General features: G+C 65.1%; 27 protein-coding genes. 15 read left to right on the top strand and 12 right to left on the bottom strand.

The features are described from left to right. Positions 1-158 precede the first annotated feature (158 nt). Positions 159-1,013 (bottom strand): LysR family transcriptional regulator, encoded by an 855-nt coding sequence (locus C4K27_RS23505; protein ID WP_053262327.1) that lies wholly within the window; start codon positions 1,011-1,013, stop codon positions 159-161. Positions 1,014-1,103: 90 nt separating this feature from the next. Between C4K27_RS23505 and C4K27_RS23500 the strand changes: the two genes are divergently transcribed. Continuing rightward, positions 1,104-1,547, top strand: a complete 444-nt coding sequence (locus C4K27_RS23500) for a multidrug/biocide efflux PACE transporter (protein WP_007925152.1) — start codon at positions 1,104-1,106, stop codon at positions 1,545-1,547. Here the strand turns inward: C4K27_RS23500 and C4K27_RS23495 are convergent. Further along, positions 1,490-2,206: a TetR/AcrR family transcriptional regulator gene (locus C4K27_RS23495; protein ID WP_307668567.1), complete on the bottom strand. Its 717-nt coding sequence runs from the start codon at positions 2,204-2,206 to the stop codon at positions 1,490-1,492. The genes C4K27_RS23500 and C4K27_RS23495 overlap by 58 nt on opposite strands. Before the next feature lie 144 nt (positions 2,207-2,350). Between C4K27_RS23495 and C4K27_RS23490 the strand changes: the two genes are divergently transcribed. The 4 genes from C4K27_RS23490 to C4K27_RS23475 are packed head-to-tail and all read left to right on the top strand — an operon-like array spanning position 2,351 to position 5,856. Next, positions 2,351-2,959: a paraquat-inducible protein A gene (locus C4K27_RS23490; RefSeq protein ID WP_007925154.1), complete on the top strand. Its 609-nt coding sequence runs from the start codon at positions 2,351-2,353 to the stop codon at positions 2,957-2,959. Beyond that, positions 2,959-3,573, top strand: a complete 615-nt coding sequence (locus C4K27_RS23485; protein ID WP_053262326.1) for a paraquat-inducible protein A — start codon at positions 2,959-2,961, stop codon at positions 3,571-3,573. The genes C4K27_RS23490 and C4K27_RS23485 overlap by 1 nt, the downstream gene beginning before the upstream one ends. Then, entirely contained in the window at positions 3,566-5,254 is a 1,689-nt protein-coding gene (locus C4K27_RS23480) for a PqiB family protein (RefSeq protein ID WP_053262325.1), read from the top strand. Before C4K27_RS23485 ends, C4K27_RS23480 begins: the two co-directional genes overlap by 8 nt. Next, positions 5,251-5,856 (top strand): PqiC family protein, encoded by a 606-nt coding sequence (locus C4K27_RS23475; RefSeq protein WP_053262324.1) that lies wholly within the window; start codon positions 5,251-5,253, stop codon positions 5,854-5,856. Before C4K27_RS23480 ends, C4K27_RS23475 begins: the two co-directional genes overlap by 4 nt. A gap of 103 nt (positions 5,857-5,959) precedes the next feature. Here the strand turns inward: C4K27_RS23475 and C4K27_RS23470 are convergent, their stop codons facing one another. Next, positions 5,960-6,877: a LysR family transcriptional regulator gene (locus C4K27_RS23470; protein ID WP_053262323.1), complete on the bottom strand. Its 918-nt coding sequence runs from the start codon at positions 6,875-6,877 to the stop codon at positions 5,960-5,962. 140 nt (positions 6,878-7,017) lie between these two features. Between C4K27_RS23470 and C4K27_RS23465 the strand changes: the two genes are divergently transcribed. From C4K27_RS23465 to C4K27_RS23440, 6 genes are all read left to right on the top strand, one after another. Next, positions 7,018-7,776 carry a 5-oxoprolinase subunit PxpA gene (locus tag C4K27_RS23465; protein ID WP_053262322.1) on the top strand — a complete coding sequence of 253 codons (759 nt, stop codon included), beginning with the start codon at positions 7,018-7,020 and terminating at the stop codon, positions 7,774-7,776. Between the two features lie 102 nt (positions 7,777-7,878). Then, a complete protein-coding gene (locus tag C4K27_RS23460; protein ID WP_053262321.1) occupies positions 7,879-8,124 on the top strand; it encodes an acetyl-CoA carboxylase in 246 nt (81 codons plus the stop codon). A gap of 10 nt (positions 8,125-8,134) precedes the next feature. Beyond that, on the top strand, positions 8,135-9,523 hold the full coding sequence (locus C4K27_RS23455) for an acetyl-CoA carboxylase biotin carboxylase subunit (protein ID WP_053262320.1): 1,389 nt from the start codon (positions 8,135-8,137) through the stop codon (positions 9,521-9,523). Beyond that, positions 9,520-10,392: a 5-oxoprolinase subunit B family protein gene (locus C4K27_RS23450; RefSeq protein ID WP_053262319.1), complete on the top strand. Its 873-nt coding sequence runs from the start codon at positions 9,520-9,522 to the stop codon at positions 10,390-10,392. Before C4K27_RS23455 ends, C4K27_RS23450 begins: the two co-directional genes overlap by 4 nt. Then, positions 10,389-11,363, top strand: coding sequence for a 5-oxoprolinase subunit C family protein (locus C4K27_RS23445; RefSeq protein WP_053262318.1), 975 nt, complete (start codon positions 10,389-10,391; stop codon positions 11,361-11,363). Before C4K27_RS23450 ends, C4K27_RS23445 begins: the two co-directional genes overlap by 4 nt. Positions 11,364-11,475: 112 nt before the next feature. Continuing rightward, positions 11,476-12,798, top strand: a complete 1,323-nt coding sequence (locus C4K27_RS23440) for a purine-cytosine permease family protein (protein ID WP_053262317.1) — start codon at positions 11,476-11,478, stop codon at positions 12,796-12,798. Positions 12,799-12,942: 144 nt separating this feature from the next. Here the strand turns inward: C4K27_RS23440 and C4K27_RS23435 are convergent, their stop codons facing one another. After that, positions 12,943-14,559 carry an inorganic phosphate transporter gene (locus C4K27_RS23435; protein WP_053262316.1) on the bottom strand — a complete coding sequence of 539 codons (1,617 nt, stop codon included), beginning with the start codon at positions 14,557-14,559 and terminating at the stop codon, positions 12,943-12,945. A gap of 149 nt (positions 14,560-14,708) precedes the next feature. Next, positions 14,709-15,731 (bottom strand): transporter, encoded by a 1,023-nt coding sequence (locus C4K27_RS23430; RefSeq protein ID WP_009045186.1) that lies wholly within the window; start codon positions 15,729-15,731, stop codon positions 14,709-14,711. Positions 15,732-16,005: 274 nt separating this feature from the next. Here C4K27_RS23430 and C4K27_RS23425 point away from each other — a divergent pair, with 274 nt between their 5' ends. Then, complete coding sequence (locus tag C4K27_RS23425) at positions 16,006-17,631, top strand: methyl-accepting chemotaxis protein (protein WP_053262315.1); 1,626 nt, start codon at positions 16,006-16,008, stop codon at positions 17,629-17,631. A gap of 63 nt (positions 17,632-17,694) precedes the next feature. On the opposite strand, the gene C4K27_RS23420 is transcribed toward C4K27_RS23425, so the two are convergent. Then, positions 17,695-18,012: a PepSY domain-containing protein gene (locus C4K27_RS23420; protein ID WP_053262314.1), complete on the bottom strand. Its 318-nt coding sequence runs from the start codon at positions 18,010-18,012 to the stop codon at positions 17,695-17,697. 152 nt (positions 18,013-18,164) lie between these two features. On the opposite strand from C4K27_RS23420, the gene C4K27_RS23415 reads away from it, so the two are divergent. After that, entirely contained in the window at positions 18,165-19,052 is an 888-nt protein-coding gene (locus tag C4K27_RS23415; RefSeq protein WP_053262313.1) for a sterol desaturase family protein, read from the top strand. 1 nt (position 19,053) lies between these two features. On the opposite strand, the gene C4K27_RS23410 is transcribed toward C4K27_RS23415, so the two are convergent. Together C4K27_RS23410 and C4K27_RS23405 are read right to left on the bottom strand one after the other, a co-directional pair. Next, a complete protein-coding gene (locus C4K27_RS23410) occupies positions 19,054-19,734 on the bottom strand; it encodes a helix-turn-helix domain-containing protein (protein WP_053262312.1) in 681 nt (226 codons plus the stop codon). 10 nt (positions 19,735-19,744) lie between these two features. Then, positions 19,745-20,869, bottom strand: coding sequence for a glycerophosphodiester phosphodiesterase (locus C4K27_RS23405; RefSeq protein WP_053262311.1), 1,125 nt, complete (start codon positions 20,867-20,869; stop codon positions 19,745-19,747). A gap of 250 nt (positions 20,870-21,119) precedes the next feature. Between C4K27_RS23405 and C4K27_RS23400 the strand changes: the two genes are divergently transcribed. Beyond that, positions 21,120-21,452, top strand: coding sequence for a DUF2025 family protein (locus tag C4K27_RS23400; protein ID WP_007925175.1), 333 nt, complete (start codon positions 21,120-21,122; stop codon positions 21,450-21,452). 27 nt (positions 21,453-21,479) lie between these two features. Here the strand turns inward: C4K27_RS23400 and C4K27_RS23395 are convergent, their stop codons facing one another. Both C4K27_RS23395 and C4K27_RS23390 read right to left on the bottom strand, forming a co-directional pair. After that, on the bottom strand, positions 21,480-21,809 hold the full coding sequence (locus C4K27_RS23395; protein WP_053262310.1) for an antibiotic biosynthesis monooxygenase family protein: 330 nt from the start codon (positions 21,807-21,809) through the stop codon (positions 21,480-21,482). Further along, entirely contained in the window at positions 21,806-22,525 is a 720-nt protein-coding gene (locus C4K27_RS23390; protein WP_053262309.1) for a CTP synthase C-terminal region-related (seleno)protein, read from the bottom strand. Before C4K27_RS23390 ends, C4K27_RS23395 begins: the two co-directional genes overlap by 4 nt. A gap of 61 nt (positions 22,526-22,586) precedes the next feature. On the opposite strand from C4K27_RS23390, the gene C4K27_RS23385 reads away from it, so the two are divergent. After that, the gene (locus C4K27_RS23385; protein ID WP_238437393.1) at positions 22,587-23,501 is read left to right on the top strand and encodes a LysR family transcriptional regulator; all 915 of its coding nucleotides are present in this window, start codon (positions 22,587-22,589) and stop codon (positions 23,499-23,501) included. A gap of 1 nt (position 23,502) precedes the next feature. On the opposite strand, the gene C4K27_RS23380 is transcribed toward C4K27_RS23385, so the two are convergent. Both C4K27_RS23380 and C4K27_RS23375 read right to left on the bottom strand, forming a co-directional pair. Continuing rightward, positions 23,503-24,042 carry a DUF1003 domain-containing protein gene (locus tag C4K27_RS23380; protein WP_007925179.1) on the bottom strand — a complete coding sequence of 180 codons (540 nt, stop codon included), beginning with the start codon at positions 24,040-24,042 and terminating at the stop codon, positions 23,503-23,505. 91 nt (positions 24,043-24,133) lie between these two features. Further along, on the bottom strand, positions 24,134-25,453 hold the full coding sequence (locus tag C4K27_RS23375) for a methyl-accepting chemotaxis protein (RefSeq protein WP_053262308.1): 1,320 nt from the start codon (positions 25,451-25,453) through the stop codon (positions 24,134-24,136). Positions 25,454-25,674: the final 221 nt, after the last annotated feature.

Here is a 25,674-nt window from a genome sequence, read left to right as displayed (position 1 = left end):
GCTACAGGGAGGGTGGCGCGAGCAGGGGCCGGGAGCGAGCTCGGAAACGTCGCAAGGATGTGCTTTGCTCCAGATCAGCCGAACCCTGTAGCCGCTGCCGCAGGCTGCGATCGGGCGCGGAGCGGCCGCCAGCGGGGCGAGCCTCTGCAAAAAAGCGCTTATTCCAGCATCCGCCCCAGCAACCAGCTGCCCGCCGGGCCTGGCGGATGCAGGCGCGACCACAGGGCATCGACCGCCACGTTGCGCGGCCAGCCACGGGCATCGAGTTCCACCAGGCTGTCGGCGCCGAAACGTTCCACCAGCCAGCGCGGCAGGGGCGCCCAGCCAAAGCCGCCCTGGGCCATTTCCAGCAGCATCAGGTAGCTCGGCGCCGACCACACCCGGCCCCGGGCCCGGCTGTCGTAGGGGTTGACGATGGTTGCCAGGCGCAGCTCGCGGTGCTGTTGCAGGCGTGCCTGATCGATATTTTTCAGCGCCGCCAAGGGGTGGTTGCGCGACACGAACAGGGCGATTTCGGTGCGCTCGTCCACCGTCGAATGGTCGAGGTCCGCCGGGTATTCGGGCTGCATCTCGGCAAAGGCGATCTGCGCCCGACCGCGCTGGACCAGCTCGATCAGGTCGTCGCATTCGGCGATCAGGCATTCCAGCTCCAGGTCCGGGTAGCGTTGTTCGAAGGCGCTCAGCGAGGTCTCGAAACGATCCGACTGATAGGTGTCGGACAGGGCCACCGTGAGCTTGGCTTCCACGCCCTGGGCCAGCTGGCTGGCGGCCATTTCCAGGCGGCTGGTGGCGGCCAGGATGTCTTCGGCCCGTTGCAGCATGACGTGGCCTTGCGGGGTGAGGGCGGGCTTGCGGCTGCTGCGGTCGAACAGCTGCAGGTCGAGGTCGATCTCCAGGCTTGCCACCGCCGCGCTGATGGTCGACTGGCTCTTGCCGAGCTTGCGCGCGGCCGCGGAAAACGAGCCTTGGGTGGCCGCCTGGACAAAGGCCAGCAGTACTTCGTGTGAGGCCATAAAGTATCGTCTTGCTCGATGGTTAATGATTATGAAGTATCGACAGGTAAGGTGATCATGGCAACCACATTCACTGGCGGGAGCCGGACCATGAGCAACACTAAATCCTTGACCGAACGGGTTTTCCAGGCCGTGGGCTTCGAGCTGCTGGCGTTCGCGCTGTGTACGCCGCTGCTGGCCTGGATCATGGACAAGCCCTTTGTCGACATGGGCGTGGCGACTATCGCCATCGGCCTGATCGCCCTGGCCTGGAACGTGGTCTTCAATGGCCTGTTCGACCGTCTGCTCAAGCGCCTGGCCCTGGCGCCCAGCGGCTGGACCCGGGTCGCCCATGCGCTGCTGTTCGAAGGTGGCCTGGTGGCGGTAAGCGTGCCGCTGATCGCCTGGTGGCTGCAGGTCAGCCTGATGCAAGCGTTGATTCTCGACATCGGCGTGCTGCTGTTCTTCCTGCCGTACACCTATGTCTATCACTGGGGTTACGACCTGGTGCGGGAACGCTTGATGCTGCGTCGCCCGCTCGATCGCGCCAGTTGAACACCGCAGGGGTCAGCGGCGGCGTGGTGCCGCTCGATGGCTTCGAGGTAGGCCTTCATCGCCCGGGGGACTTCCTGCAACAGCAGAATGCTCTTGAGCTGACTATTCTCCAGAGCAACCTGGAACAGGCCGATGGGCAATCCGCGCATGGCCGTCACGTAGGCGTCGCGCTCCGCGGCGCTGGCGGTGGGCAGGCGCAGGGCGAGCATGCGGTCGTAGGTTTCCTGGATTCGCGCCTGGATGGTCGGGGCCTGGAGCTGGCAGGGCGTGAAGGTGGGGCTGATCATCTGCAGCAGGTCGGGATGGGTCTCGAGGTATTCCATGATCGGCATGATCATCCGGTCGATCACCTCCTGGCTGCTCGACTCGACCCAGGTGGCCGGGTCGATGGCCAGGAGGTTGGCGGTGATCTGTTCGAAGGCGTCGATATGGCGCTGGCCCAGGGCGTCGAGCACGCTCTGCTTGTCGCTGAAGAAGTGGTACAGCGAACCGATGGAGGTGCCGGCTTCGCGCGCGAGGCCATGCATGGTCAGGCTGGCCACTCCCTGGCTGACCAGCAGGTGGGCGCAGGCATCGAGAATCGCCGTGACCCGTTCATGGCCACGAGTCTGTTTCGGCGAGCGCGGGTTTTTGGCCGGGAGCATTTTTGAATCGTTCATGGTCTGAGAGGCAGCAAGGGGCATACATTATGGCGCACCAGGGCGTTTGCAGTCCTCAGGTAAAACTAGACACCACCCTCTACTTTTGCAGAGAATACGCGCCATGGATCAGCGCCCTCCGCTGTCCCACCTGACTCGAAGACCATGACACTCTCTCCCAACTGGATCATCTGCGAGCATTGCGATTCGTTGTACGAGTCCGTGCCGCTTGCAAAAGGCCAGACCTCCCAGTGCTCGCGCTGCGGGGCGGTGCTGGAGCGCGCCCGGCACCTGAACGTGCAGCAGCTGCTTGCCCTGTCGATCACCGCGGCGCTGCTGTTCGTGTTCGCCAACGCCTTTCCGGTGATCGGCATCAGCCTCGAAGGCCTGAGCAACGAAGCCACCCTCTGGCAGTCGGTCGAAGCCCTGGCCCAGGGCCGCATCAGCCTGATCGCCGCCGTCACCGGCCTGGCCATCATCCTTGCCCCCGGCCTGCAGATTGCCCTGCTGTGCTGGGTGCTGGGCTTTGCCAACATCGGGCGCGCGGCGCCGGGCTTCAAGGCCTGCATGCGGGCCCTGGAACACCTGCGGCCGTGGAGCATGCTGGAGGTGTGCCTGCTGGGCATCCTGGTGGCCATTGTCAAGCTGGCCGGCATGCTCGACGTGCACCCGGGCCTGGGGCTGTGGTCGCTGGCGATGCTGACGGTGCTGATCATCCTGATTTCCGGCAAGGGCATCCGCCGCCTCTGGGACGACTTGGAGGGCCGCTACTGATGAACCAGCCTCCCTACGCCCGCGACCTGGGCCTGATGCTGTGCCACACCTGCGGCCAGACCTGCCCCCAGGACGTTCACTACTGCCCGCGCTGCGAGGCTGTGGTGCATGCGCGCAAACCCAACAGCCTGAGCCGTACCTGGGCCTTTCTCGTGGCCAGCCTGATTCTCTACATTCCGGCCAACGTGCTGCCGGTGATGTATACCCAGATCTTCGGCAGCGGCAGCGAAAACACCATTCTCAGCGGCGTGCTGGAGTTCTGGCAGCACGGCTCCTGGGACATTGCCCTGTTGATCTTCATCGCCAGCGTGGTGGTGCCGTGCAGCAAGTTCCTGGTCCTGGGGATGCTGCTGATCACCTGCCAGCGCCGCAGCCATTGGGCGATGCGCGAGCGCGCCAAGCTGTACCGCTTTATCGAGGTGATCGGCTACTGGTCGATGCTCGACGTGCTGGTGGTCGCCCTGGTGGCGGCGCTGGTGCAATTCCACGCCCTGAGCTCGATCGAGCCGCGCATGGGCATCCTGTTTTTTGGTTTGGTCGTGGTCCTGACGATGTTCGCGGCCATGAGTTTCGATCCCCGGCTTATCTGGGATGTAGAGGTTGAAGATGTCTGATCATCCAGGTTCCAACGCTTCAAGCGCGCCAGCGAGGCCGGGTACCCCCGCGGTCAGGACGCGCCGGTTCAATATCTCGCTGGTGTGGATCGTGCCCATAGTCGCGGCCCTGGTCGGCCTGTCGATGCTGGTGCACAAGTCGCTGTCGGCCGGGCCCGAGATCTCCATCAGCTTCCAGACCGCCGAAGGCCTGGAAGCCAACAAGACCCAGGTCAAATACAAGAACGTGGTGATCGGCAAGGTCACCTCCATCGCCTTGAGCAAGAACCGCAGCAAGGTGATCGCCAAGGTCGAGCTGGACCAGTCGGCGGAGTCCTTCACCGCCGCCGACTCGATGTTCTGGGTGGTGCGCCCGCGCATTGGCGCGGGCGGTGTGTCCGGGGTCGACACCCTGCTGTCGGGGGCCTTTATCGGCGCCGACGCCGGCCAGGAAGAAAAACGCAAGAAGAGCTTCGTCGGCCTGGAAACGCCGCCCCCGGTGACTTACGGGCAAAAGGGCAAGCGCTTCACCCTGCGCACCGATGACCTGGGCTCGCTGGACGTCGGTTCGCCGGTCTATTACCGGCGCATCGAGGTGGGCCAGGTGATTTCCTACAAACTGTCGGAAAACGGCAAGGGCGTGGACGTGCGGATCTTCGTCAACGCGCCCAACGACCAGTTCGTCACCACCGACTCGCGTTTCTGGAACGCCAGCGGCGTGGACGTGACCCTGGGCGCCAACGGCCTGAAGGTCAACACCGAATCCATGTCGTCGATCCTCGCCGGCGGCATCGCCTTCGTCGAACCCAAGTACAGCCCCAACGCCAAGCCGGCCGAGGAAAACGCCAGCTACCAACTGTTCGCCGACCAGGACACCGCGCTGGCGCCGCCCGATGGCGACCCGTACTACATGCGCATGCGTTTCGACCAGACCCTGCGCGGGCTGGCGCTCAATGCGCCGGTGGAGTTCCTGGGGGTGAACATCGGCCGGGTGGTGTCGATGGACCTGGATTACGACGAGCAGAAAAAGACCTTCTCCACCGTGGTCGGCGTGGTGATCTACCCGGCACGCCTGGGCAAGGTCCATCAGCAACTGGAGAAGCTCAGCGGCGCCGACGAAAGTCGCGCGGGCTACCTGATCGGTGCCTTCGTCCAGCACGGCCTGCGGGCCCAGGCGCGCAGCGGCAACCTGCTGACCGGCCAGCTGTATATCTCCATGGACTTCATCCCCAACGCCAAGCCGGTGGCTTTCGATGCGACCGCGCGGCCGCTGGAAATTCCCACCGTGCCGGGCGGCCTCGACAAGTTGCAGGAGCAGTTGCAGCGAGTGGTGGAGAAGATCAGCAAGTTGCCGATCGATGCTATCGCCAACAACCTCAATGGCAGCCTGACCGAGATGCAGAAGACCTTGCAGAACGTCAACGGCAAGGTATTGCCGGAGATGCGCGACACCCTGGAGCAGACCAAGAAAACCCTGACCACGGCCAACGACAGCTTCGCCGAGGACTCGCCGCAGCGTCTGCAACTGGGCCAGGCGATGGACGAAGTGCAGCGCACCGCCCGTTCGGTGCGGGTGCTCACCGACTTCCTCAGTCGTCATCCCGAAGCACTGATCCGTGGGCGGCTCAAGGACAATCAGCCGGACGCCTACAAATCCTCGACCTCGTCTTCTCGTGAGCCTGAATCGGAAGTCCAGCCATGAAAAAAACTCTAGCGTTGCTGATCGCGTCCCTGGGCCTGGCGGCCTGCAGCTCGGCGCCGACCCATTACTACACCCTGATGCCGCCGGCGCCCGAGCCGGCGGCTGCTGGCGGCGCAGCGTCGGGCCTGCAGTTCGAGATGGCCGGGGTGCGCATTCCGATGCAGGTCGACCAGCCGCAAGTCGTGGTACGCCAGGACGGCGGCACCCTGGCGATCCTGGAAACCGCGCGCTGGAGCGCGCCGCTGGTGGACGAGTTCCACGATGCCCTGGCCAGCCAGATGGAGCAGCAATTGGGTACGCGCAACCTGGAAGGCCTGCCCAAGTCCGCGGGGCAGCCGATCCTGTCGTTGCAGACCGATGTGCGCCGCTTCGAATCGGTGCCGGGACGTTATGCGTTGATCGACGTGGTGTGGAACCTGCGCCTGCGCGGTGATGGCGTCGAGCGCCGCAGCCTGACCTGCAGCAGCCGCATCAGCCAGCCGGCCAGCATCGAGCTGTCGAGCCTGGTCCAGGCCCATCAGCGGGCCATCGACGAGCTGGCCAAGCGCATTGCCGACACCGCCAAACGCTGGGTGCAAAACCCCGCCACGCGCTGTTCCTGACACCCTGTAGGAGCGAGCGGGTTCGCGATGCACGTAACGCGGTCGATCGGATGCACCGCGTACCTCATCGCGAGCCAGCTCGCTCCTGGCGTTCTGGCGAGACTTAACGCCGTGCCGACAGCTGCTGCGGCGCGAGGAACGCGTCGTGGAAGTAGTCGCGAAACGCCTGCATCGCCGGGGTGAACACCCGTTCGCGATGCCAGGCCAGGCCGACGCTCATGGGCGTCACCGGGTCGCTCACGGTCAGGGTTTCGATGCGTTTACCTTCCAGCGACCAGGGGCGGTGCACCAGGTCCGAAAGGATCGCCACGCCGCTACCGTTGGCCACCATGCTGCGCACCGCCTCCACCGAACTGGTGCGCACCCGCACCCGGGGTTTCTGCCGGGCGTTTTCCCAATAGCGCATGGCGCTCTGTTCGGCTTCGTCGACGGTCAGCAGGATGTAGGGTTCCTGCGCCACGTCGGCGAGGCTGACGGTGGCGCGCTCGCACAGCGGGTGATGGCTGGGTAGCCACAGGCGGCGTTCGGAGTTGAACAGGGTTTCGGAGACGATGTCCGGGTGGGTGAGGTTGGCGGTCAGCACCACGGCCATGTCGAAGCGACCTTCCAGCAGGCCCTGTTCGATGGCCTGGCGTTCCTGTTCGTGGACCTCGATGGTCACGTCCGGATGCCAGTGTTCCAGGCGTTGCAGGTGGTGCGGCAGGAAGTAGCCGATCACCGTGTAGCTGGCCGCCAGGTGTAGCACGCCGCTGGCGCGGTAGTCCGGCAGCGGGCTGTTCAGCGCGTCATCGACGCTGCGCAGGATCACATAGGCGCGGTTGAGAAAGTGCCGTCCGGCGTCGGTCAGGTTCATGCCCTGGGCCGAACGCAAGAACAGCTGCACGCCGAGCATGGCTTCCAGTTCCTTGATCGCCGTGGTCACCGCCGACTGGGAGATGTTCAGGTGGATCGCCGCCTGGGAAATCTGTCCGATCTCGGCGGTGGCGACGAAGTAGCGGACCTGGCGCAAGGTGAGGGACATCACGAACTCCTCAAGGCTTCTACAGGGGAATAGATATCTGTTTTTCAGAAGATGCCGTATCTGATAATAGATCTTCCCAAGGGGTCAAGGGCGGCCGTAATTTCCACTGCACGAAGTCACGAGAAGTTGGAGCAACAGTGATGCAGGCAGTGGATTTCAATTCGGACATGGGCGAGAGCTTTGGCCCCTGGACCATCGGCGATGGCGTCGATAACGAGCTGATGGGCTTCATCAGCTCAGCCAACATCGCCACCGGCTTTCATGCCGGCGACCCCGGTACCATGCGGCGTACCGTCGAGCAGGCCAAGCACCTGGGCGTGGCCATCGGTGCCCATCCGGGGTTCCGCGACCTGGTGGGGTTCGGCCGCCGGCACATCAATGCCCCGGCCCAGGAACTGGTGGACGACATGCTCTATCAGCTCGGCGCCCTGCGCGAACTGGCGCGGGTCCAGGGCGCGGCGCTGCAACACATCAAGCCCCATGGCGCGCTCTACATGCACCTGGCGCGGAATGAAGAAGCCGCCCGCTTGTTGGTTGAACACCTGCAAGTCCTGGAGCCCGGGCTGCTGTTGTATTGCATGCCCGGTTCGGTGATCTGGCGGGTGGCCAGGGAGCTGGGCCAGCCAGTGATCCGCGAGTTCTACGCCGACCGCGAGTACGACCTCAGCGGCTCCATCGTCTTCACCCGCAATGTTCGCGCCCTCGATCCGACCACGGTCGCCGCCCGTGTGGTGCGCGCTTGCCAGCAAGGCCTGGTGCGCACCGTGGAGGGTGAGGACCTGGAGATCGAGTTCGACTCCATCTGCCTGCACAGCGACACCCCTGGCGCCCTGTGTCTGGTGGAGGCCACCCGCGCCGCCCTGGACCAGGCCGGAATCGAGGTGCGTGCGCCGCGCTGAGCCGATCCGCAACCCCCCAGCCACAACACCAGGCGCGAAGACGCCGGGGTTCGCCGAAGATTTTTTGCCTGCCTTTCTACAACTATTCCAAGAGGAACAGACATGGCCGAACATTCCGTTATCACCCCCTTGCCGGGCACCTTCTATCGCAAGGCCACGCCCGAGTCGGCGCCCTTCGTCGAGGTTGGCGAGCGCGTCGACGCCGCCACCGTGATCGGCCTGATCGAAGTCATGAAGCAGTTTTCCGAACTGACCGCCGGGACGGCCGGTCGCCTCAAGGCCTTCGCGGTAGAGGACGGCGATCCGGTGGAACCGGGTCAGGTCGTTGCCACGCTCGATGACCAGTGAGGGCAGGCCCATGACTCGAACCATCAGTACTCAAGCCATCAGCAAACTGCTGGTGGCCAACCGTGGCGAAATCGCCGTGCGCATCATTCGCGCGGCCAAGGCCCTGGGTATCCCCACCGTGGCCGCGTGCAGCGAAGCGGACGTCGACTCCATGGCCGCGCGCCTGGCCGATGAGGTGCAGGTGCTGGGCCCCGCCCGCGCCGACCAGAGCTACCTGAACGTGCAGGCGTTGCTGGGCGCCTTGCAGGCCAGCGGCGCCAATGCGGTGCACCCCGGCTACGGGTTTCTCTCGGAGAACGCCGAGTTCGCCGCAGCTGTGGAAGCGACGGGGGCGATCTTCGTCGGGCCCAGCCCGGACACCATTCGCCGCATGGGCGACAAGGCTGAAGCCCGGCGCACTGCCCAGGCCGCCGGGGTGCCGGTGGTGCCGGGTTCGCCCGGGGAACTGTTCGAACTCGACATGGCCCTGCAAGCCGCCGAGGCCGTGGGTTTTCCGCTGCTGATCAAGGCCTCGGCCGGTGGCGGCGGACGGGGTATTCGCCTGGCGGAAAACGCCAGCCAACTGGCGGAAGAATTCCCCCGTGCCCAGCGCGAGGCGCAGACCGCCTTCGGTAATGGCGCGCTGTATCTGGAGCGTTTTATCGGCAAGGCCCGGCATATCGAAGTGCAGGTGCTGGGCGATGGCAAGCACGCGGTGCACCTGTTCGAGCGTGAGTGTTCGCTGCAACGGCGGCGGCAGAAAATCTTCGAGGAAGCGCCATCGCCGGTCCTCAACAACCTGCAGCGGGAAACCCTGTGCGCCAGCGCCGTGCGCCTCAGCGAAGCCCTCGGCTACAGGGGCGCGGGTACCCTGGAATACCTGTATGACGAGACCAGCGGCGAGTTCTTTTTCATCGAGATGAACACGCGGATCCAGGTCGAGCATCCGGTCAGCGAGCTGGTGACCGGCATCGACCTGGTCCAGGCCCAGTTGCGCATTGCCGGCGGCGAACCGCTGGGGTTGCGGCAAAGCGATATCCGACTCAATGGCGCGGCCTTGCAGATGCGCATCAACGCCGAAGACCCGGCCCGGGACTTCTTCCCCAGCCCCGGTGTGGTGCAAGAGTTGATCTGGCCGCAGGAGGCGGGTGTACGGGTCGACAGCCATCTGTACCCGGGATACCGTGTGCCGCCGTACTATGACTCGCTGCTGGCCAAGCTGATTGTCCATGGTCGCGACCGTGGCGAGGCCTTGGCCCGGGCGCGGATCGCCCTGGAACACTGCACATTGAGCGGCATGGCCAGCACCCTGGACCTGCACCGGGAATTGCTCGCCGAGCCCTGGCTGCACCACGCCGACTTCCATACCGGCACCCTGGAAACCTGGCTGGCCGCGCGCCGTATGGGAGGTGCCGCATGAACACCTCGATCCGCTACAGCTTCGGCGCCGACGAGCACCTGTTCGCCGAGGTCAGCGACAGCATGTCCCTGGAAGCCTTCTTCAAGGGCATGGCGGTGACCCGCGCCGTGGAGCGCCTGGAACTCGATGGCGTACTCGATGTGTGCCTGGCCAATGCCTCGTTCCAGATCCGTTTCGACCCCGACCGCATTGCCCCCCGTGCGCTGCTCGAAGCCGTGCAAGGGGCCGAGGCCGAGGCGGTGGCCGAGCGCACCCTGCACACCCGGATCATCGAGATCCCGGTGCTGTACAACGACCCCTGGACCCATGAAACCCTGATGCGTTTTCGCGACCGGCACCAGGACCCGAGCGCCACCGACCTGGAGTACGCGGCGCGGATCAATGGCTTGGCGGACGTCGAGGCGTTTATCGCCGCCCACAGTGGCGCGCCCTGGTTCGTGTCGATGGTGGGTTTCGTCGCCGGCCTGCCGTTCATGTTCCAGATGGTCGAGCGCGAGCGCCAGTTGCAGGTGCCCAAGTACCTGCGGCCGCGCACCGACACGCCAAAGCTGACCCTCGGCCACGGTGGCTGTTTCGGCTGCATCTACTCGGTGCGCGGCGCCGGCGGCTACCAGATGTTTGGCGTCACCCCGGCGCCGATCTACGACCCGCAGCAGAACCTGGCGTACCTCAAGGAACACATGGTGTTCTTCCGCCCGGGCGACATCGTGCAGTTCAAGCCCATGGACCGCGAGGCCTATGACCGGGCGGTGGCCGAGGTCGAGGCCGGGCGGTTCGACCTGTGCATCCGTCCGGTGGAGTTCTCCCTGGATGCGTTCCTCGCCGACCCGGTCGGTTATCCCAAGTCGTTGCAGGAGGTGCTGGCATGATCAAGGTCATCAAACCCGGCCTGGCCACCTCGGTGCAGGACCTGGGCCGCGAAGGTTATTACCACCTGGGCATTCCACCATCCGGAGCCCTGGACCAGTACGCCCTGAGCGCGGCCAACCAGTTGGTGGGCAACCCGGCTGGCGCGGCGGGGCTGGAGTGCACATTGCTCGGCCCGGAACTGGCATTCACCCGCGATGCGCTGGTGGCGGTCTGTGGCGCCCACATGACACCCAAGGTCGATGGCGTGGACATGCACCTGGACACTGCCTTTGCGGTCAAGGCCGGGCAAGTGTTGCGCTTCGATTTTCCCAAGGCCGGCGCCCGGGCCTACCTGGCGGTCGCCGGTGGCATCGATGTGCCGCTGGTGCTGGGCAGTCGCTCGACCTATGCCCTGGGCGGCCTCGGTGGTTTCCAGGGGCGGCGGCTGGTGGCGGGGGACGAGTTGCCGGTGGGTGTCGACAGCGCCAAGAGCCGGCCGGGCGCCAGCCTGCCCATGGCCCTGCGCCAGGCGCTGGGCGGCGAGATCAGCCTGCGGGTGGTGCCTGGTCTGTACTACGAGCGCCTGACCGACGCGGCCAAGGCCAGCTTCTTTGCCGAGCCCTGGACCGTGGGTTCGGAAGCCGACCGCATCGGCTATCGCTTCAAGGGCGGCAGCGCCCTGGGCTTCCAGCCACGAGAGCAGCCGTTCGGCGCCGGTTCCGATCCGTCGAATATCGTCGACAGCTGTTACCCCATAGGTTCGATCCAGGTCCCCGCCGGGCTCGAACCCATAGTGCTGCACCGCGATGCGGTGTCCGGTGGCGGCTACGCCATGATCGGCACGGTGATCAGCGCCGACCTCGACCTGATCGGCCAGATGCAACCCAACCAGAAGGCCCGTTTCGTCGCGGTGACCCTGGACGAAGCGCTGGAGGCCCGGCGCTCCTACAAGAAAAAGCTCGCCTGTCTGAGCAAGCTGTTCCCTTCCTGATTCTGCCCGCCGCCTGGCGCGGGTAAATGCCAAAAGGTTGGTCGCCACTGCGCTTCGGTGCGGTGGCGGCTGCCCGCGCTTCAACCTTTGACTGGTCCTGGAGTTCACGCATATGGCTGCTTTATCGCAAGCGAATCAAACCGGGCAGGACCCGGCCAATCTCCCTGTCGCCGCGGATGCGCGCATGGGCAAGCTGTCGCTGACCATGGCCTGGTGGGCCGTGTGCAGCGCCATGTTCTACATCGTGGTCGGTGCGTCCCTGGCGTTGGCCCACGGCTCCCGCAATGCGCTGATCGGCATGCTGCTGTCGGTGCTTTGCTATGGCCTGGTCAACAGCGTGCTCAGCCGTTTTGCCATGCGCAGCGGGTTGTCGGTGGCGCTGTTTTCCCGGCTGCTGTTCGGCAGCAGCGGGGCCTGCCTGGCGACGCTGATTTTCTTCTCCACGGCGATCTACTACGCAGTGTTCGAAGGCTCGGTGATCGCGGTGGCGCTCAATTATCTGTACCCGCAGTTGGTGTATCCGCTGGCGGCCCTGCTGGTGGTGCTGTACAGCGTGCCGCTGATTCTGGGCAGCGTGCAGCACTGGCTGGACAAGCTCAACGGCGTGCTGCTGCCGGTGTACCTGGGCGGGCTGCTGGTGGCGGTGGGGCTGTCAATCGCGCGTTATGGCTACCAACCGCAGTGGCTGGATTTCGGCCCGGCCAGCCCCGGCGCCTTTGCCTGGTGGGACTGTTTCGTGGCGTACATGGGGGTGTGGATCCTGATGCTGTTCACCTTCGACTACGCGCGCTTCGGCAAGCCTGAAGACGCCGGCTACCACGGGCGCTGGAACTTCGGCATGCCGTTCTACGCGGTGACTTTCCTGCTCAACGGCGCGGCGGGCATCTACCTGGTCAGCAGCATTCCCCACGAAGGCGCGCTCAACGAAGTCTCGGTGGTGATGGCGATCCTGCAACTCATGGGGCTGTGGGGGCTGCTGTTCGTCTGGGCCACGCAAACCCGGATCAACACTGCCAATTACTACCTGGCGACCCTGAACATGCAGGCGTTCTTCGGCCGCTTCGGCGTGCGCGGTTCATACCTGATGTGGGCGCTGGCGGTAGGGGGGATCGTCTACGTCCTGATGCTGGCGGACGTGTTCGCCTATCTGCTCAAGGCGCTGGCCTACCAGGGTATCTTCGTCGTCGCCTGGGTTGGCGTGGCGCTGGCGCAGATCCTGTTCGGGCGCACCGAGGTGGCGGCCATCGAGCGTGTCGCAGCGTTCAACGGTGCGGGGCTGAGCGCCTGGTTCGGCGGGACCGCCCTGGGGCTGTTGCTGATGTGGGCCGGCGGTGGGCTGGCGAGTTTTTCCGCACCGCTGACCGGGGGGCTGGCGTTTGTCTTGCAAGTGGGGCTGTCCAGCCGCAGCCGCGGCAGATTGCCTGCCATCAGTTGAGATCCGATCTGTAGGAGCGAGGCTTGCCCGCGAAGAGGCCATGGCAAGCACCACAGGGTCAGGTCTCTGAACCGGTGGTGTGACCACTGATGCTATCGCGGGCAATCGAGCGTCGACCGGCCGCTCCTACAGAAAAGGCGGTGTTCAGAACAATTGGGTGAACAGCCAGTACAGGCTGCCGGACAGCAGGATCGCCGCCGGCAGGGTCAGTACCCAGGCCATCAGCAGGTTGCGGATGGTCTGCATCTGCAGGCCGCCGCCGTTGGCGACCATGGTCCCGGCCACGCCCGAGGACAGCACGTGGGTGGTGGACACCGGCAGGCCGAACAGATCGGCGGCGCCGATGGTCAGCATCGCCACGGTTTCCGCCGAGGCACCCTGGGCGTAGGTCAGGTGGGTCTTGCCGATCTTCTCGCCGACGGTGACCACGATGCGTTTCCAGCCGACCATGGTGCCCAGGCCGAGGGCGATGGCCACGGCGATCTTCACCCACAGCGGAATGAAGCGCGTGGCGTTGTCGATCTGCTGCTTGAACAGTTGCAGCTTGCCCTGGGTGTCGGCATCGAAATCGCCGACCTGGTACTTGTCCATCAGGCGGATGGTTTCGCTGCTCAGGTACATGTCGTTGCGCACGTTGCCCATGGCTTCGGCCGGCACCTTGGCCAACGAGCCGTAGCCCTTCACTTCGTCACCGATATGACCGGTCAGGGCGGCCAGGGCCGGGACCAGCTGCGGCGTGGCTTCCTTGCTGCGCACGTAGTCGGAAAGCACCGCGCGCGGGTCGGCCGGGGCCGGTTGCGGGGCGTTTTTCACCAGGGCTTGCTGGGTGACCTCGGCCACCGCGGCGAATTGCAGGGCCTGGTCGGCCGGCATGGTGCGGTTCAGCGCGTAGGCCATGGGCAGGGTGCCGACCAGGATCAGCATGATCAGGCCCATGCCTTTCTGGCCGTCGTTGGAACCATGGGCGAAGGACACGCCGGTGCAGGTGACGATCAGCATGCCGCGAATCCACCACGGCGGCGGGGTATTGCCCTTGGGCGCCTTGTACAGCGCGCGGTTCTTCACGAACAGGCGCAGGGCCAGGAGCAGCAGGGCGGCGAAGGCGAAGCCGATCAGCGGCGAGAACAGCAGGGCGTAGCCGACCTTGGTGGCCTGGCTCCAGTCCACACCGCTGGTGCCGTCGCGGCCGTGCATCAGGGCGTTGGCCACGCCGACGCCGATGATCGAGCCGATCAGGGTGTGGGACGACGAGGCTGGCAGGCCCAGCCACCAGGTGCCGAGGTTCCATAGGATGGCGGCGATCAGCAGGGCGAAGATCATGGCGAAGCCGGCCGACGAACCGACCTGCAGGATCAGCTCCACCGGCAGCAGGGCGATGATGCCGAAGGCCACCGCGCCGCTGGACAGCAGCACGCCGAGGAAATTGAAGAAACCCGACCAGACCACCGCGAAATGCGGCGGCAGCGAGTGGGTATAGATCACCGTGGCCACGGCGTTGGCGGTGTCGTGGAAGCCATTGACGAACTCGAAGCCCAGGGCGATCAGCAGCGCCACGCCGAGCAGCAGGAACGGGGTCCAGGTGGTGACCGTGGTGCCCAGCTCGTGCACGTCGTGCATCAGGCTGTAGGCGGTGAACAACAGGCCCATGGCGAGGACCGCGAAGAACACCACCAGGGTGAAGGGGCTGGCTTTTTTGTCCAGCTGCGGTCTGGCTTCGAGGGCGGGGGAAGGGGAGGTGGCGGTCAGGGAAGGGGTGGCCATTGCCGGACAATCCTGTGGCAGGGAGGAGTGTCGCCCATGATCGTTGCCAAATATTACAGAGAGGCTGCCTCAGGTCAGTGTTTGGGTGAATCCTTTAACCACTGATCAAGAAGCCGCGCCATTTTATGTAGGAGCGAGCGGGCGGCGGCCTACATATCCTGGCGCTTGCGAAACGCCCAGCGGCCGGCGATGACGGTGAAGGTGGCGACCAGCGCGACGAGGATCCAGAAGCCCTCCGGGTCCTCGGAGAAGGGGATGCCGCCGACGTTCATGCCGAAGAAGCCGGCGATGATGTTGATCGGCAGCGCCAGCACCGTGACCACGGTCAGGGTGAACAGGGTGCGGTTGGTCTGTTCGTTGATATTGGCGGCGATTTCTTCCTGCAGCAGCTTGATCCGTTCGCCGAGGGCGGTGAGGTCGTTGATGATCAGGGCGAACTCCTCGGTGGACTTGCGCAGCTCCTTGACGTCCTCCTTCTGCAGCCACTGCGGCGGACGGTTGAGCAGCCGCAGCAGCGAGCCCGGCTCCAGCGCCAGCAGGCGTTGCAGGCGCACCAGCACCCGGCGCATGGCCCCCAGCTCGGCACGGTTGGTGGAGATCCGCGCGGCCAGCAACTGGTCTTCGATCTGGTCGACGTTGAGGCTGGTCTTGCGCACGATCTGGGTCAGTACTTCGCCCTGGTCGCGCAGCAGGTGCACCAGCAGTTCCAGGGGCGAGCGAAAACGTTCGCCGGCCTTGACCGAGGAGCGCAGCTTGTCCACCGAGTGCAAGGGTTGCAGGCGTGCGCTGACGATCAGCCGGCTGCGCACACAGACCCACAGGGTGGAGATGTCCGAGGAAACCATGCTGCCGAAGTTGAACACCACGTCGTTGACCACCGCCAGCAGGGCCGAATCCACATGCTCGATACGGGTCGAGCGCGAGCCTTCGTGCAAGGCCTCGAAGAATTCCTCGGGCAGGGCCAGGTGCGTTTGCATCCAGCGTTCGCAGGCGGCATGGGCCAGGTTCAGGTGCAGCCAGAGAAACGCCTCGCCATCGTCCGGCTGTTGCAGGGCTTGCAGGGCCTTGGCCGAATCCAGTTCGCGACCCCGCTCGCCGGGGCGGAACGCAAAGCCGTAGAGCAGGCCGAACAGATCCGAATCGCGATGGGCATGGTCGATGCTGTGGTTCATGGAGGCTCGCAGGAGGGAAGGCACCTGTAGGCGGTTTTACAGGTTCACTTGAGCCCGATCATCGCAAGGCTTCATGACTATTTTGTGACGATTCGAAGTGCGACATTCGGCGGTTATAACCGGCTGTCGGAGGCGCTCAAGAAAGCCTGTTTCAGGCCGATCACGCCTACGACGACTGCACGATCGGCTTGCCCCGGTTTGCCTGACAGGGATGTTCGCACGCTACCCATGCCCGCCTCGGGCGTGCTCTATCCCTGTTGAGAGATCTCATTCGATGTCCTTGCAAAAATCCCTGAGAGCGCAAGTTCTGGCTTTGTTGAGCGGCAGCCTGCTGGCGGTGCTGTTGATCGCGCTGGCGTGTTTTCACTTCCTGTCCAACGGCGTGCAAGGTTATCGCGAGCTGATCGAGGGGCCGTTGCGCACCTCGCAGTTGATCGATGAAGCCAACCTGCAATTCAAGGTCCAGGTGCAGGAATGGAAAAACGTGTTGCTGCGTGGCAAGCAGAGCGCCGACCTGAGCAAATACTGGCAGCAGTTCGAGGATCGCCAGCGCGATGTGCAGGGCATTCTTGGCCAGCTGGCGGCCGAGCCCGGCATCGATGCGGCGCTCAAGGGCCGTATCGAGCGCTTGCGTGAAGAACATCGGGTGCTGGGCACGGCGTACCAGAAAGGCCGCGATGCCTTTGTCGCCGCCGGTGCCGACCCGGCCGCCGGCGATGCCGCGGTCAAGGGCGTGGACCGCGCCGCCAGCGAGCAGATGAGCGCACTGGTGAGCGAGCTGCGCAAGCAGGGCAGCGAGCGGTCGCGCGACATCAGCGCCGCCGCCCAGCGCACGGTGTGGATCGGCCTGCTGGTGATGCTGGCCTCGGGCTTGCTGATCGGCCTGCTGAGCCTGTGGCTGGTCAACCGCAGCCTGGTGGAACCGATCCGTCAGTTGATCGACTACGTGGCGCAACTCAGCCGTGGGCGGATTGCCGAACGCGTGGCCAGCAGCCGCCAGGACGAGTTGGGCAAGCTGGCGGTGGCCGCCAATACCTTGCGGGATTTCCTCGCTGACACCTTCAGCCGCCTGCAGCGCAGCGCCACCGACCTGGACAGCTCCAGCGGCGAACTGAATGCGATTGCCACCCTGATGTCCCAGGGCACCAACGATCAGTTCAATCGCACCGACCAGGTCGCCACGGCGATGAATGAAATGTCCGCCACCGCCCAGGAAGTGGCGCGCCATGCGGCGGATGCGGCGCGCGCCGCCGATGACGCCGATCAGTCGGCCCAGCAGGGCGAGCAGGTGATGCAGGGCACCATCCACACCATCACCCTGATGCGTGGCGAAATCGCCAACACCGCCGAGGTGATCCGCCGCCTGGAGGCCGACAGCGGGCGTATCGGCAAGGTGCTGGAGGTGATCCGTGGCATCGCCGAGCAGACCAACCTGCTGGCGCTCAACGCGGCCATCGAGGCGGCCCGGGCCGGCGAGGCCGGGCGTGGCTTCGCCGTGGTCGCCGACGAGGTACGCAGCCTGGCGCAGCGCACCGCGGCGTCGATCATCGAGATCAACCAGATTATCCAGAGCGTGCAGACCGGCGCGCTGGACGCTGCCCATGCGATCGAGAGTGGCCAGGCGCGCAGCGATGCCAGCGTCGAGCAGGTGACCCAGGCCGGCGCCATGCTGGAGCGGATCACCGAGGCGGTCGAGGCGATCCGCGACATGAACCGGCAGATCGCCACGGCGGCGGAAGAGCAGACCTCGGTGGCCGAGGACATCTCGCGCAACCTGACCGAGATCACCACGATCGCCAGCACCAACCTGGATAACGTGCAGCGCACCGAGCGCGCCAGCCAGAACCTGCACGAGCTGTCGGGGCAGTTGAACGAGGTGACGGCACGCCTGAGTGCCTGATGCGCCAGCGCATGAAAAAGCCGCGTGGCCTTTCGGCCGCGCGGCTTTTTTTGTCCTGAAGAATTACTTGTCTTGCTTGTTGCTCAGGACCTTGCCGGTCTTGGCATCCAGGTCGACGTCCCACTCGACGCCCTTGGCGTCACGCAGTTCCACCTGGTAGACGTAGGCGCCGGCCGCTGTTTGCTCAAGCTCGGTGTCGGTGATGTTGGCGGCGGTGGTGCCAGGGTGTTCGGCCAGTGCTGCCTGGTTGAGTTTTTCCAGGTCCATGATGGTGCCGGCCTTGAGCAGGCCCGAGATCAGGTCCGGGCGCACGTCGGCCTGGGCCAGGCCGGCGGTCAGGGTCAGGGCGGTAGCGGCGAACAGGGCAGTCAACGTTTTCATAGGGTCTTTCCTTGGGGTGATTCGTTTAAGTGGGTTCAGGTTAGCCGGTACAACTTAATTCACCCTTAATTCAGCGCAAGCTTTGCGCCGTTTGTTCAATCGCCGTGGCCCTCGGGTCTTTCAAGCTGTGCTCTCGAACAGGAGAGGCAGTGATGAAAGCAATGATCAAAGGCTTGTACGGTCCCGCGTTTTTCGCCGGCTTCATCGGCGCTGGCGTGTGGGTGATGGGCACACCGGGGCTGGCCCCGGGCTGGTTGCTGCTGGTGTTCGCCGGGGCGCTGGGGGTGTCCTTTCTGGCGGAGTGGTGGTTGCCCTATGAGGTGGACTGGAACCGCCCGCAACAGGATCGCTTGCGTGACGTGTTGCACGCACTGGTCAATGAAAGCCTGAATGCCCTGGGGTTGCTGCTGTTGCCGGGGCTGGTGAGCCTGCTGGCGTTCGATGGCCTGTGGCCGCGCGGCTGGTCGCTGTGGGCGCAGTTGGCGCTGGCGATGGTCGTCGCCGACTGCGGCCTGACCCTGGCGCATTACTTCAGCCATCGGTTGCCCTGGCTGTGGCGTCTGCACGCGGTGCATCACAGCGTGCAGCGTTTGTATGGCTTCAACGGCTTGATGAAGCATCCGCTGCATCAAGCCGTTGAAGCCAGCGCCGGGCTGTTGCCGCTGCTGTTTTTGGGAGTCCCCTTGCCGGTGGCGCAACTGCTGGCGTTTGCCATTGCCATCCAGCTGCTGTTGCAGCACTCCAATGTCGACATGCGCCCCGGTCCCCTGGGCTGGGTGTTTGCCTGGGCGCCGATGCACCGCTTTCACCACATGAAGTACGGCACCGCCGGCAATGTGAATTTCGGCCTGTTCCTGAATGTCTGGGACTGGCTGCTGGGCACGGCGTTTTATTCCTCGGCCTACCCGATCCGCCAGGGCGACCTGGGCATCGGCAGCCAGCCGGATTATCCGCAGGCGTATTGGCGACAGTTGCTCGCACCCTTCAGCAGGCAAGCCGTGTATGAGGAACCGCCGGTGCCCTTGCCGTTGCGCCGTTGAGTCAGTCCAGCAGGCGCAGCTCGATGTGTTGCAGGGCTTGGCGCGCGGTGACGCCGAACAGGGTTTTCAGGGTGCGGGAGAAGTGCGCGGAATCGGCAAACCCGGCGCCATGAGCCGCCTCGGTGATGGCCTGGCCCGCCAGCACCAGGCCCATCGCCAGGCGCAGGCGCCGCCACAGCACCAGGCGCCGCACCGGCAACCCGAGCTGGCCGCTGAACAGCCGCTCGAGCTGGCTCAGGGACAGGTGCGCATGGGCCGCCAGGGCGCTGGCCGAGACCTTGCCGGCCAATTGTCGGTCGAGAGCGGTCAGGGCCTTTTCGATCCGCCGGTCCTGCAAGATTCGGCGCGGGCAACGCCGCAGCGCCTCGGCCAGCGCCGGCAGCGTCAGTTCGACACCCAGCAGGCTGTCTTGCAGGGCCTGGGCGTCAATCGTCAGCGGTTCGGCGTAGAGGGTGAACAGGGTCCCGGGCGCGTCGAGGATCGCATGCCGTTGCATGGCCGGGATGAACACATGCTTTGCGGGGCAGGGTTGGTCGTCGAGGCTGACGGTGACCGGTGCGGCGGGGGCGAGGATCAGTTGATGGGCGTAGTGGGCGTGGGGCGCGGTACGCCCCAGCTCGCCCTGGATCAGTCCGTAGTCACGCCCGAGCCACAGCTGGCCTGTCCACTCGGGCGTGCGCACGGCGACCGGCTCAGTAGCCGTTGGCCTCGAGCAACTGGCTGACGCTGCCGCTGGCCGGACGCTTGGCGTACTTGAGCAGTTCCGCGGCGCGGTTGGTGAAGATGCCGTCGACACCGGAGTCCAGGACCTTCTTGAAGTCCACCGGCTCGTCGATGGTGTAGACGTGCACCAGCAGGCCCTGGTCGTGGGTGAACTGGTTCATCCAGGGTTGCACCAGGTCGAAATAGCTCTGGTCGCCACCGTTGGCCAGTGCCGCCGACGGGCCGGTGCCGATGGCGCCCTGGGCCTTGGCGTAGCTGACCCACTGCTCGAACTCGGCCTTGTCCTTGGGCTCCTGCTTGGCGTAGTAGGCCGCCTTGTCCTTCTCGCCGCTGTTGGCGAAGGACACGTCGGACTTGGGCTGCATGCCGCCTTCACCGATCCACAGCAGGAGGATCTTCGGCACTTTCGGCATTTCTTTCTGCAGCAGTTCCAGGCTGCTCTTCTCGAAGGTCTGCAACACCACCTTGCCTTTGCCCTGGCCTACCGCCAGGTCGCTTTTCGCCAGCTTGGAGCCGGCCGGGCTGAGCCAGCCGCGGTCCTGGAGTTTTTCCTTGAGGTCGTGCTCGATGCCGGGGAACTGCTTGGGCTCCTTGGTCTCGATGTACAGGCCGGGTTTGTGATGCGGGTTGCTCTGGGCGATGTCGATGATTTCGTCGAGGGTCAGGATCTTCAGGCCGACGTAGCTCGCACGGGCACGGTCGGGATAGGCCTGGTTGAACCAGCTGCCGGCGTCGAGGGTTTTCAGCTCGGCCATGGTGAAGGCGTTGGCCGGGCTGTCCTTGCGCTCGGGAAACTTGCTGGCAACGTCGGTGGTGCGTTGCAGGTTGTTGTCGTGCAGGGCGAACAGCACGCCGTCCTTGCTGCGTTGCAGGTCCATTTCCAGGTAGTCGGCGCCCAGGTCGCGGGCCAGTTTGTAGGCGGCGGCGGTGGACTCCGGTGCATCGAAGGACGCGCCCCGGTGAGCGATCACCGCGGGATGTGGAATGCCTTGGCTGACAGCCAGTGCGGTGGGGCTTGGGCTGGCGGCCTGTGCCTGGCCCAGGCCAAGCATCAGGCTCAGCATCAGGGCGCTTTTGGTGAAGGTGGCAGGCATGGTCGAGGTCCTTTCGTGGAGGGCGATTTTCAAAGGACTACCTTTTAACAATTGAATGGCCGTTGTGCTATCGCGAAACCGACATAAATCTGCACCTGCGGCAAATTTTCCAACGCTTTTGTGGGGTGCTTTGCAGTACGCTTGCGCCCTGAAGTTTCCCCGTCAGAGGGAAGCGCGAAAACATTTCCACTCTTGCCTGGCGTGTAAACCATCGATCACCTGTCCTTCGGGGCACTCAGTGAGGTTTACCATGCGCATCACATCCGAACTCATCTGCCAGGCCGCCGACCAGCTCAAGGGGTTTGTCGGTTTCAACCGCAAGAGCGGCCAGCACATCGTGCGCTTCAGCGAAGACTCCTTCGGCATGGACGTCGCCGACGACGCCATCACCCCCGCCAGCGAATTCGTCTGGGCCAGCGCCGAGGGCCAGGTCATGGTGCTCAAGCGCGAGCTGATCCAGCTGCTGCTGGAACAGAACATCGACGACCGCATCAACATCAGCGAACCCTTGCGCGTGTACATGCGCCGCACCGACCTGCCGGAGATTTCGGCGGTGCGCAATCTGCTGCCGGCGGCGCAATAACCGGGATGCGCGGTGGCCGGGCTGGTGCTATCGCGAGCGTTCGAACAGGTAGGCGCGTTCGACCTTGCACACCCGGGTGTGACAGGCCGCGTACCAGTCGCTGCGCCCGCGTTCGCGGGCGATGCGGTGTTCGGCCTGCTGCTTCCAGGCGAGGATCGAGGCCTGGTCCCGCCAATAGGAGACCGTGATGCCGAAGCCCTCCTCGTTACGCGCGAACTCCAGGCCGAGAAACCCCGGTTGCTGCCGCGCCAGTTCGACCATGCGTTCGGCGGTCTGCTCGTAGGCCGGGTCTGGTTCGCGGCGCTGGGCGCTGAAAATCACCGCGTAATAGGGCGCCTCGGGTGTGCGGGCGATCATGCGTGACGCTCCAGGCAAGCGGCGAGCAGGGCGCTGACCAGGGGCGGCACGACGCCTTTGAGCGCTGCCCGTTCCGGCTGGAACAGGGTGGCGATGAAAAACCGCTGGTCGCGCAGTTCCAGCGCCCGCAGGTCGCCGGCCGAGTCGTAGCCGCTGGGGCGCAGGTCGTGCTTGAGCAGTTGCGCCGCGAACTGCGGATTGACCCCGTAGCGACAGCGATAACCTTCACTGATCTGGTGCTCGCCATAGGCTTCGGCGATGCGGCTGCCTGCGCACAGGTGAATGCTGTCGGTGGCTTCCACCAGGGCGCAGGTCAGCGGCGTGAGCAAGGCGCGCTCGGCCTCGGGATGGGTTTCGCCGTGTTCGGCATCGGTCCAGCCCAGCACGTTGCGCGCGTACTCCAGCACCGCGTGCTGAAAACCGCCGCAGGTGCCGAGGAAGGGGCGGTGCTGTTCGCGGGCAAAGCGGATCGCCCGCAGGGCACCGTCCATCGAGCGGTAGGGGCTGGCGGGCACACACCAGATGCCGTCGGCCGCTTGCAGTAGCGCGTCGCTGGTGAGGCTGTCGGTGGCCAGCCAGCGGTAGTGCACCTTGAGGCTGGTTTCCTCGGCGGCCATTTCCAGGGCCAGGGGAATGGCCTGGTGCGCTGTGACCTGAGGGTCGTAGTCGCCCACCAGGGCGATGTGCAGGGTCGGCGGATGTGCGATGTGCGGCATGGACTTCTCCTGGTAGGGCCAACGCTTGTCGGTTGCTGGACGCCACTATAGATTGGCGCTCATGCACTCAATATTGGCGTTTATCCAAGTGATCAATGCATCCACGCACTATCGGCTCGACTACCCCGACCTGTCGCTGATCCTCGCCCTGGTGCGCGGCGGCTCCCTGGCCCGCGCGGCGGCGTTGTTGAAAGTCGATGTGTCCACGGTGTTTCGTGCGGTGCGCCGCCTCGAGGCCGCGCTGGGCCAGCAGCTGTTCGACAAGAGCCGCGCTGGCTACCTGCCCACCGGCCTGGCCCGCACCCTGGCCGAGCAGGCCGAACGCGCGGAACAGGCACTGGACGCGGCACGGGTCGGGGTGGAGCAGGGCGGCGCGGTGGTCAGCGGCACGGTGCGCCTGACCTGTACCGACTCGGTGCTGCAGGGCCTGTTGTTACCAGCGCTGGCGCACTTCATGCCGCGCTATCCGGCACTGGCCCTGGAGCTCAGTACCTCCAATGATTTCGCCAACCTCAGCCGGCGCGACGCCGACCTGGCCCTGCGCCTGACACGCACACCGCCCGAGCACCTGGTGGGCCGGCAGTTGCGGGCGGTGTCTTACCGGGTCTGTGCCAGCCCGGCCTACAGGCAGTCGGTCGCCTCGACGGATCTGGCCGGGCTGACCTGGATCGCCCCGGACGATTTTCTCCCGGACCACGCCACGGTCGCCTGGCGCCGGCAGGCGTTGCCCGGTGTGGTGCCGGGCTATCGCTGCAACAGCATGCTGGCGGTCAGCGAGCTGGTGAAGGCCGGGCTGGGGGTGGCGGTGTTGCCGGATTTCCTGCTCGACGACACCTCCGCCCTGCAACCCCTGAGCGATCCGCTGCCGGGGTGCGACACCGCGCTCTGGTTGCTGACCCGGGCCGACTGCCGGGCGTTGCGCGCGGTGGTGACGCTGTTCGACGAATTGAGCCAGCGTCTGCGCGCGCCGCAGTGAGTCATGCCTGGGGCGGGTCCTTGTGCAGGACGTGCCGGTGCATTTCCGAGGTCAGGCCCTCGATGCGTTCGCTCAGCTGTTTGGTCATCTCGGTCAGGCGGGTGTTCTGCTCCAGCAGTTCGAGCAGTTGCGCGCTGTGTTGCGCGGCTTGCGCCTGGCGTTCGCTGTTGGCGATAGCGATGGCTTCGCGGTGCTGGGCATCGGCGTCGGTCTGGGCTTTGTCGCGCGCGGCCTGGCGAGTCTGGGCCAGCAGGATCAGTGGCGCGGCATAGGCCGCTTGCAGGCTGAAAGCCAGGTTGAGAAGGATGAAGGGGTAGACGTCGAAGTGCGTCACCCCGCTCAGGTTGAGCCCGATCCAGATCAGTACGATCAGGGTTTGCGCGCCGAGAAAGGTCGGGGTGCCGAAAAAGCGGGCGAAGGCTTCGGCCTTCAGGGCAAAGCGGTCGGTGCCGAAGGTCGGGGCCAGATGGGCGTGGGGACGGTGGAAACGCAGGTGGTCGACAGGGGCGGCTGAGGCGGTTTCGGATGGAGTCGGGTTCATGGCGGGCTCGGGGCGATGGGACTGTCGCTCACTATAGCCCGTTGCCCGACGCCTTCCCTGGCGTCGCCACCGTTGAGTCAGAGGCGCCGGTTCAGAGCGCGGTACGCTCGTTGGCGAACATGCTCACCGCCTGTACCGCCTCGCCGGCACCGTCGCGAATCTGCAGGATCACCGTGCCGGCCTGATCCGCCAGGTCCACGCCCTTGGCCGCCCGGTCCCGGGTCCCGTCCATGCTTTTGATGGCCTGCTGGGTTTCTTGCTGGATCATGTCGATCATCCCCGAGATTTCCGCGGTCGAGCCGCTGGTACGGGCGGCCAGTTGCCGGACTTCGTCGGCGACCACGGCAAAACCCCGGCCCTGCTCGCCGGCACGCGCGGCTTCGATCGCGGCATTGAGCGCCAGCAGGTTGGTCTGCTCGGCGATCGCGCGGATGGTGTTGACGATGGCGGTGATCTGCTCGGAGCGCTCGCCGAGCTTGGCGATCAGGGTCGAGGAGTCTTCGATGTTGGCGGCGATCTGGCGCATCTCGCTGGCCGCCTGCTGGATCACCGCGGTGCCCTGTTCGGCGACTTGCCGGGTTTCCACCGAGATGTGATAGGCCTGGGTCGCGCTCTGGGCGTCCTGGGCGTGTTTCTCCACCCTCGCGGTCACGTCGGAGGCGAACTTCACCACCTTGCACAGGCGCCCGGCGGCGTCGTACACCGGGTTGTAATTGGCCTCCAGCCACAGCGATTGCCCGCGTTTGTCGACACGCTCGAACTGCCCGCTGAAGAACTCGCCCTGGTTGAGACGCTGCCAGAAGTCCTGGTAGGCGCTGCTGTTGGCCAGCTCGGGCTTGCAGAAGATCCGGTGATGCTTGCCCTTGAGTTCGGCGAGGCTGTAGCCGAGGCGATCGAGGAAGTTCTGGTTGGCCGTGATGACGCTGCCGTCGAGGTTGAACTCGATCACCGCCATGGCGCGATCGATGGCGTGCAGCTTGCCCCTGGACTCGCTTTCCTGTTGGACCTTTTCGGTGACGTCGAGAGCGTACTTGACCACCTTGAAGACCTTGCCGTCGGCATCCCTGATCGGGTTATAGCTGGCTTCCAGCCATACCGGCTGGCCTTGGGCATTGACGCGCTCGAAGGTCCCCGATTGGAACTGGCCGTTTTTCAGGCGCGTCCAGAGCTCGCGGTATTGATTGCCGCGGGCGAATTCGGCACTGCAGAACTGCCGATGGGGGTGGCCGATGACCTGCTCCGCGCGATAGCCCATGGTCTTGAGGAAGTTGTCGTTGGCCTGCAGGACCGTGCCCTCCAGGTCGAACTCGATCACCGCCATCGAACGGTCGATGGCCTCGAGCAGGCTGGCTTGCTGGGCGATGGTGTGGTGCAAGGCGTCGATGGTTTTGTTATGGCGGTTGAATAACATGATGGCTGGTGCTCAGTGGGAAAAACCTGGAGTCAGTCCCTTTGGTGTGCGCCTGCATGCCGAAAGCCCCCTGGGCCTCGGCCTTGTCTGCTCAATGCCAGCATTCCATGACTGACAGATACCCCTTGGAAGGGCACGCCCCTGTCCGGCGCGTACCCTTGCTCAACGCCTGAGGTGAGACGCTGGGCCTGCGAGTCAATTTAGGGAAGTTATGTTGCACG

Source organism: Pseudomonas chlororaphis subsp. chlororaphis (assembly GCF_003945765.1).
Lineage (GTDB): Bacteria > Pseudomonadota > Gammaproteobacteria > Pseudomonadales > Pseudomonadaceae > Aquipseudomonas > Aquipseudomonas chlororaphis.
This window is presented reverse-complemented; position numbering and strand designations above follow the sequence as displayed.

What these genes read in the sequence shown, in the direction of transcription:
- C4K27_RS23505 (WP_053262327.1), bottom strand. Translation starts at nt 1,013, where the DNA reads ATGGCCTCACACGAAGTACTGCTGGCCTTTGTCCAGGCGGCCACCCAA.
- C4K27_RS23500 (WP_007925152.1), top strand. Translation starts at nt 1,104, where the DNA reads ATGAGCAACACTAAATCCTTGACCGAACGGGTTTTCCAGGCCGTGGGC.
- C4K27_RS23495 (WP_307668567.1), bottom strand. Translation starts at nt 2,206, where the DNA reads ATGAACGATTCAAAAATGCTCCCGGCCAAAAACCCGCGCTCGCCGAAA.
- C4K27_RS23490 (WP_007925154.1), top strand. Translation starts at nt 2,351, where the DNA reads ATGACACTCTCTCCCAACTGGATCATCTGCGAGCATTGCGATTCGTTG.
- C4K27_RS23485 (WP_053262326.1), top strand. Translation starts at nt 2,959, where the DNA reads ATGAACCAGCCTCCCTACGCCCGCGACCTGGGCCTGATGCTGTGCCAC.
- C4K27_RS23480 (WP_053262325.1), top strand. Translation starts at nt 3,566, where the DNA reads ATGTCTGATCATCCAGGTTCCAACGCTTCAAGCGCGCCAGCGAGGCCG.
- C4K27_RS23475 (WP_053262324.1), top strand. Translation starts at nt 5,251, where the DNA reads ATGAAAAAAACTCTAGCGTTGCTGATCGCGTCCCTGGGCCTGGCGGCC.
- C4K27_RS23470 (WP_053262323.1), bottom strand. Translation starts at nt 6,877, where the DNA reads ATGTCCCTCACCTTGCGCCAGGTCCGCTACTTCGTCGCCACCGCCGAG.
- C4K27_RS23465 (WP_053262322.1), top strand. Translation starts at nt 7,018, where the DNA reads ATGCAGGCAGTGGATTTCAATTCGGACATGGGCGAGAGCTTTGGCCCC.
- C4K27_RS23460 (WP_053262321.1), top strand. Translation starts at nt 7,879, where the DNA reads ATGGCCGAACATTCCGTTATCACCCCCTTGCCGGGCACCTTCTATCGC.
- C4K27_RS23455 (WP_053262320.1), top strand. Translation starts at nt 8,135, where the DNA reads ATGACTCGAACCATCAGTACTCAAGCCATCAGCAAACTGCTGGTGGCC.
- C4K27_RS23450 (WP_053262319.1), top strand. Translation starts at nt 9,520, where the DNA reads ATGAACACCTCGATCCGCTACAGCTTCGGCGCCGACGAGCACCTGTTC.
- C4K27_RS23445 (WP_053262318.1), top strand. Translation starts at nt 10,389, where the DNA reads ATGATCAAGGTCATCAAACCCGGCCTGGCCACCTCGGTGCAGGACCTG.
- C4K27_RS23440 (WP_053262317.1), top strand. Translation starts at nt 11,476, where the DNA reads ATGGCTGCTTTATCGCAAGCGAATCAAACCGGGCAGGACCCGGCCAAT.
- C4K27_RS23435 (WP_053262316.1), bottom strand. Translation starts at nt 14,559, where the DNA reads ATGGCCACCCCTTCCCTGACCGCCACCTCCCCTTCCCCCGCCCTCGAA.
- C4K27_RS23430 (WP_009045186.1), bottom strand. Translation starts at nt 15,731, where the DNA reads ATGAACCACAGCATCGACCATGCCCATCGCGATTCGGATCTGTTCGGC.
- C4K27_RS23425 (WP_053262315.1), top strand. Translation starts at nt 16,006, where the DNA reads ATGTCCTTGCAAAAATCCCTGAGAGCGCAAGTTCTGGCTTTGTTGAGC.
- C4K27_RS23420 (WP_053262314.1), bottom strand. Translation starts at nt 18,012, where the DNA reads ATGAAAACGTTGACTGCCCTGTTCGCCGCTACCGCCCTGACCCTGACC.
- C4K27_RS23415 (WP_053262313.1), top strand. Translation starts at nt 18,165, where the DNA reads ATGAAAGCAATGATCAAAGGCTTGTACGGTCCCGCGTTTTTCGCCGGC.
- C4K27_RS23405 (WP_053262311.1), bottom strand. Translation starts at nt 20,869, where the DNA reads ATGCCTGCCACCTTCACCAAAAGCGCCCTGATGCTGAGCCTGATGCTT.
- C4K27_RS23400 (WP_007925175.1), top strand. Translation starts at nt 21,120, where the DNA reads ATGCGCATCACATCCGAACTCATCTGCCAGGCCGCCGACCAGCTCAAG.
- C4K27_RS23395 (WP_053262310.1), bottom strand. Translation starts at nt 21,809, where the DNA reads ATGATCGCCCGCACACCCGAGGCGCCCTATTACGCGGTGATTTTCAGC.
- C4K27_RS23390 (WP_053262309.1), bottom strand. Translation starts at nt 22,525, where the DNA reads ATGCCGCACATCGCACATCCGCCGACCCTGCACATCGCCCTGGTGGGC.
- C4K27_RS23385 (WP_238437393.1), top strand. Translation starts at nt 22,587, where the DNA reads ATGCACTCAATATTGGCGTTTATCCAAGTGATCAATGCATCCACGCAC.
- C4K27_RS23380 (WP_007925179.1), bottom strand. Translation starts at nt 24,042, where the DNA reads ATGAACCCGACTCCATCCGAAACCGCCTCAGCCGCCCCTGTCGACCAC.
- C4K27_RS23375 (WP_053262308.1), bottom strand. Translation starts at nt 25,453, where the DNA reads ATGTTATTCAACCGCCATAACAAAACCATCGACGCCTTGCACCACACC.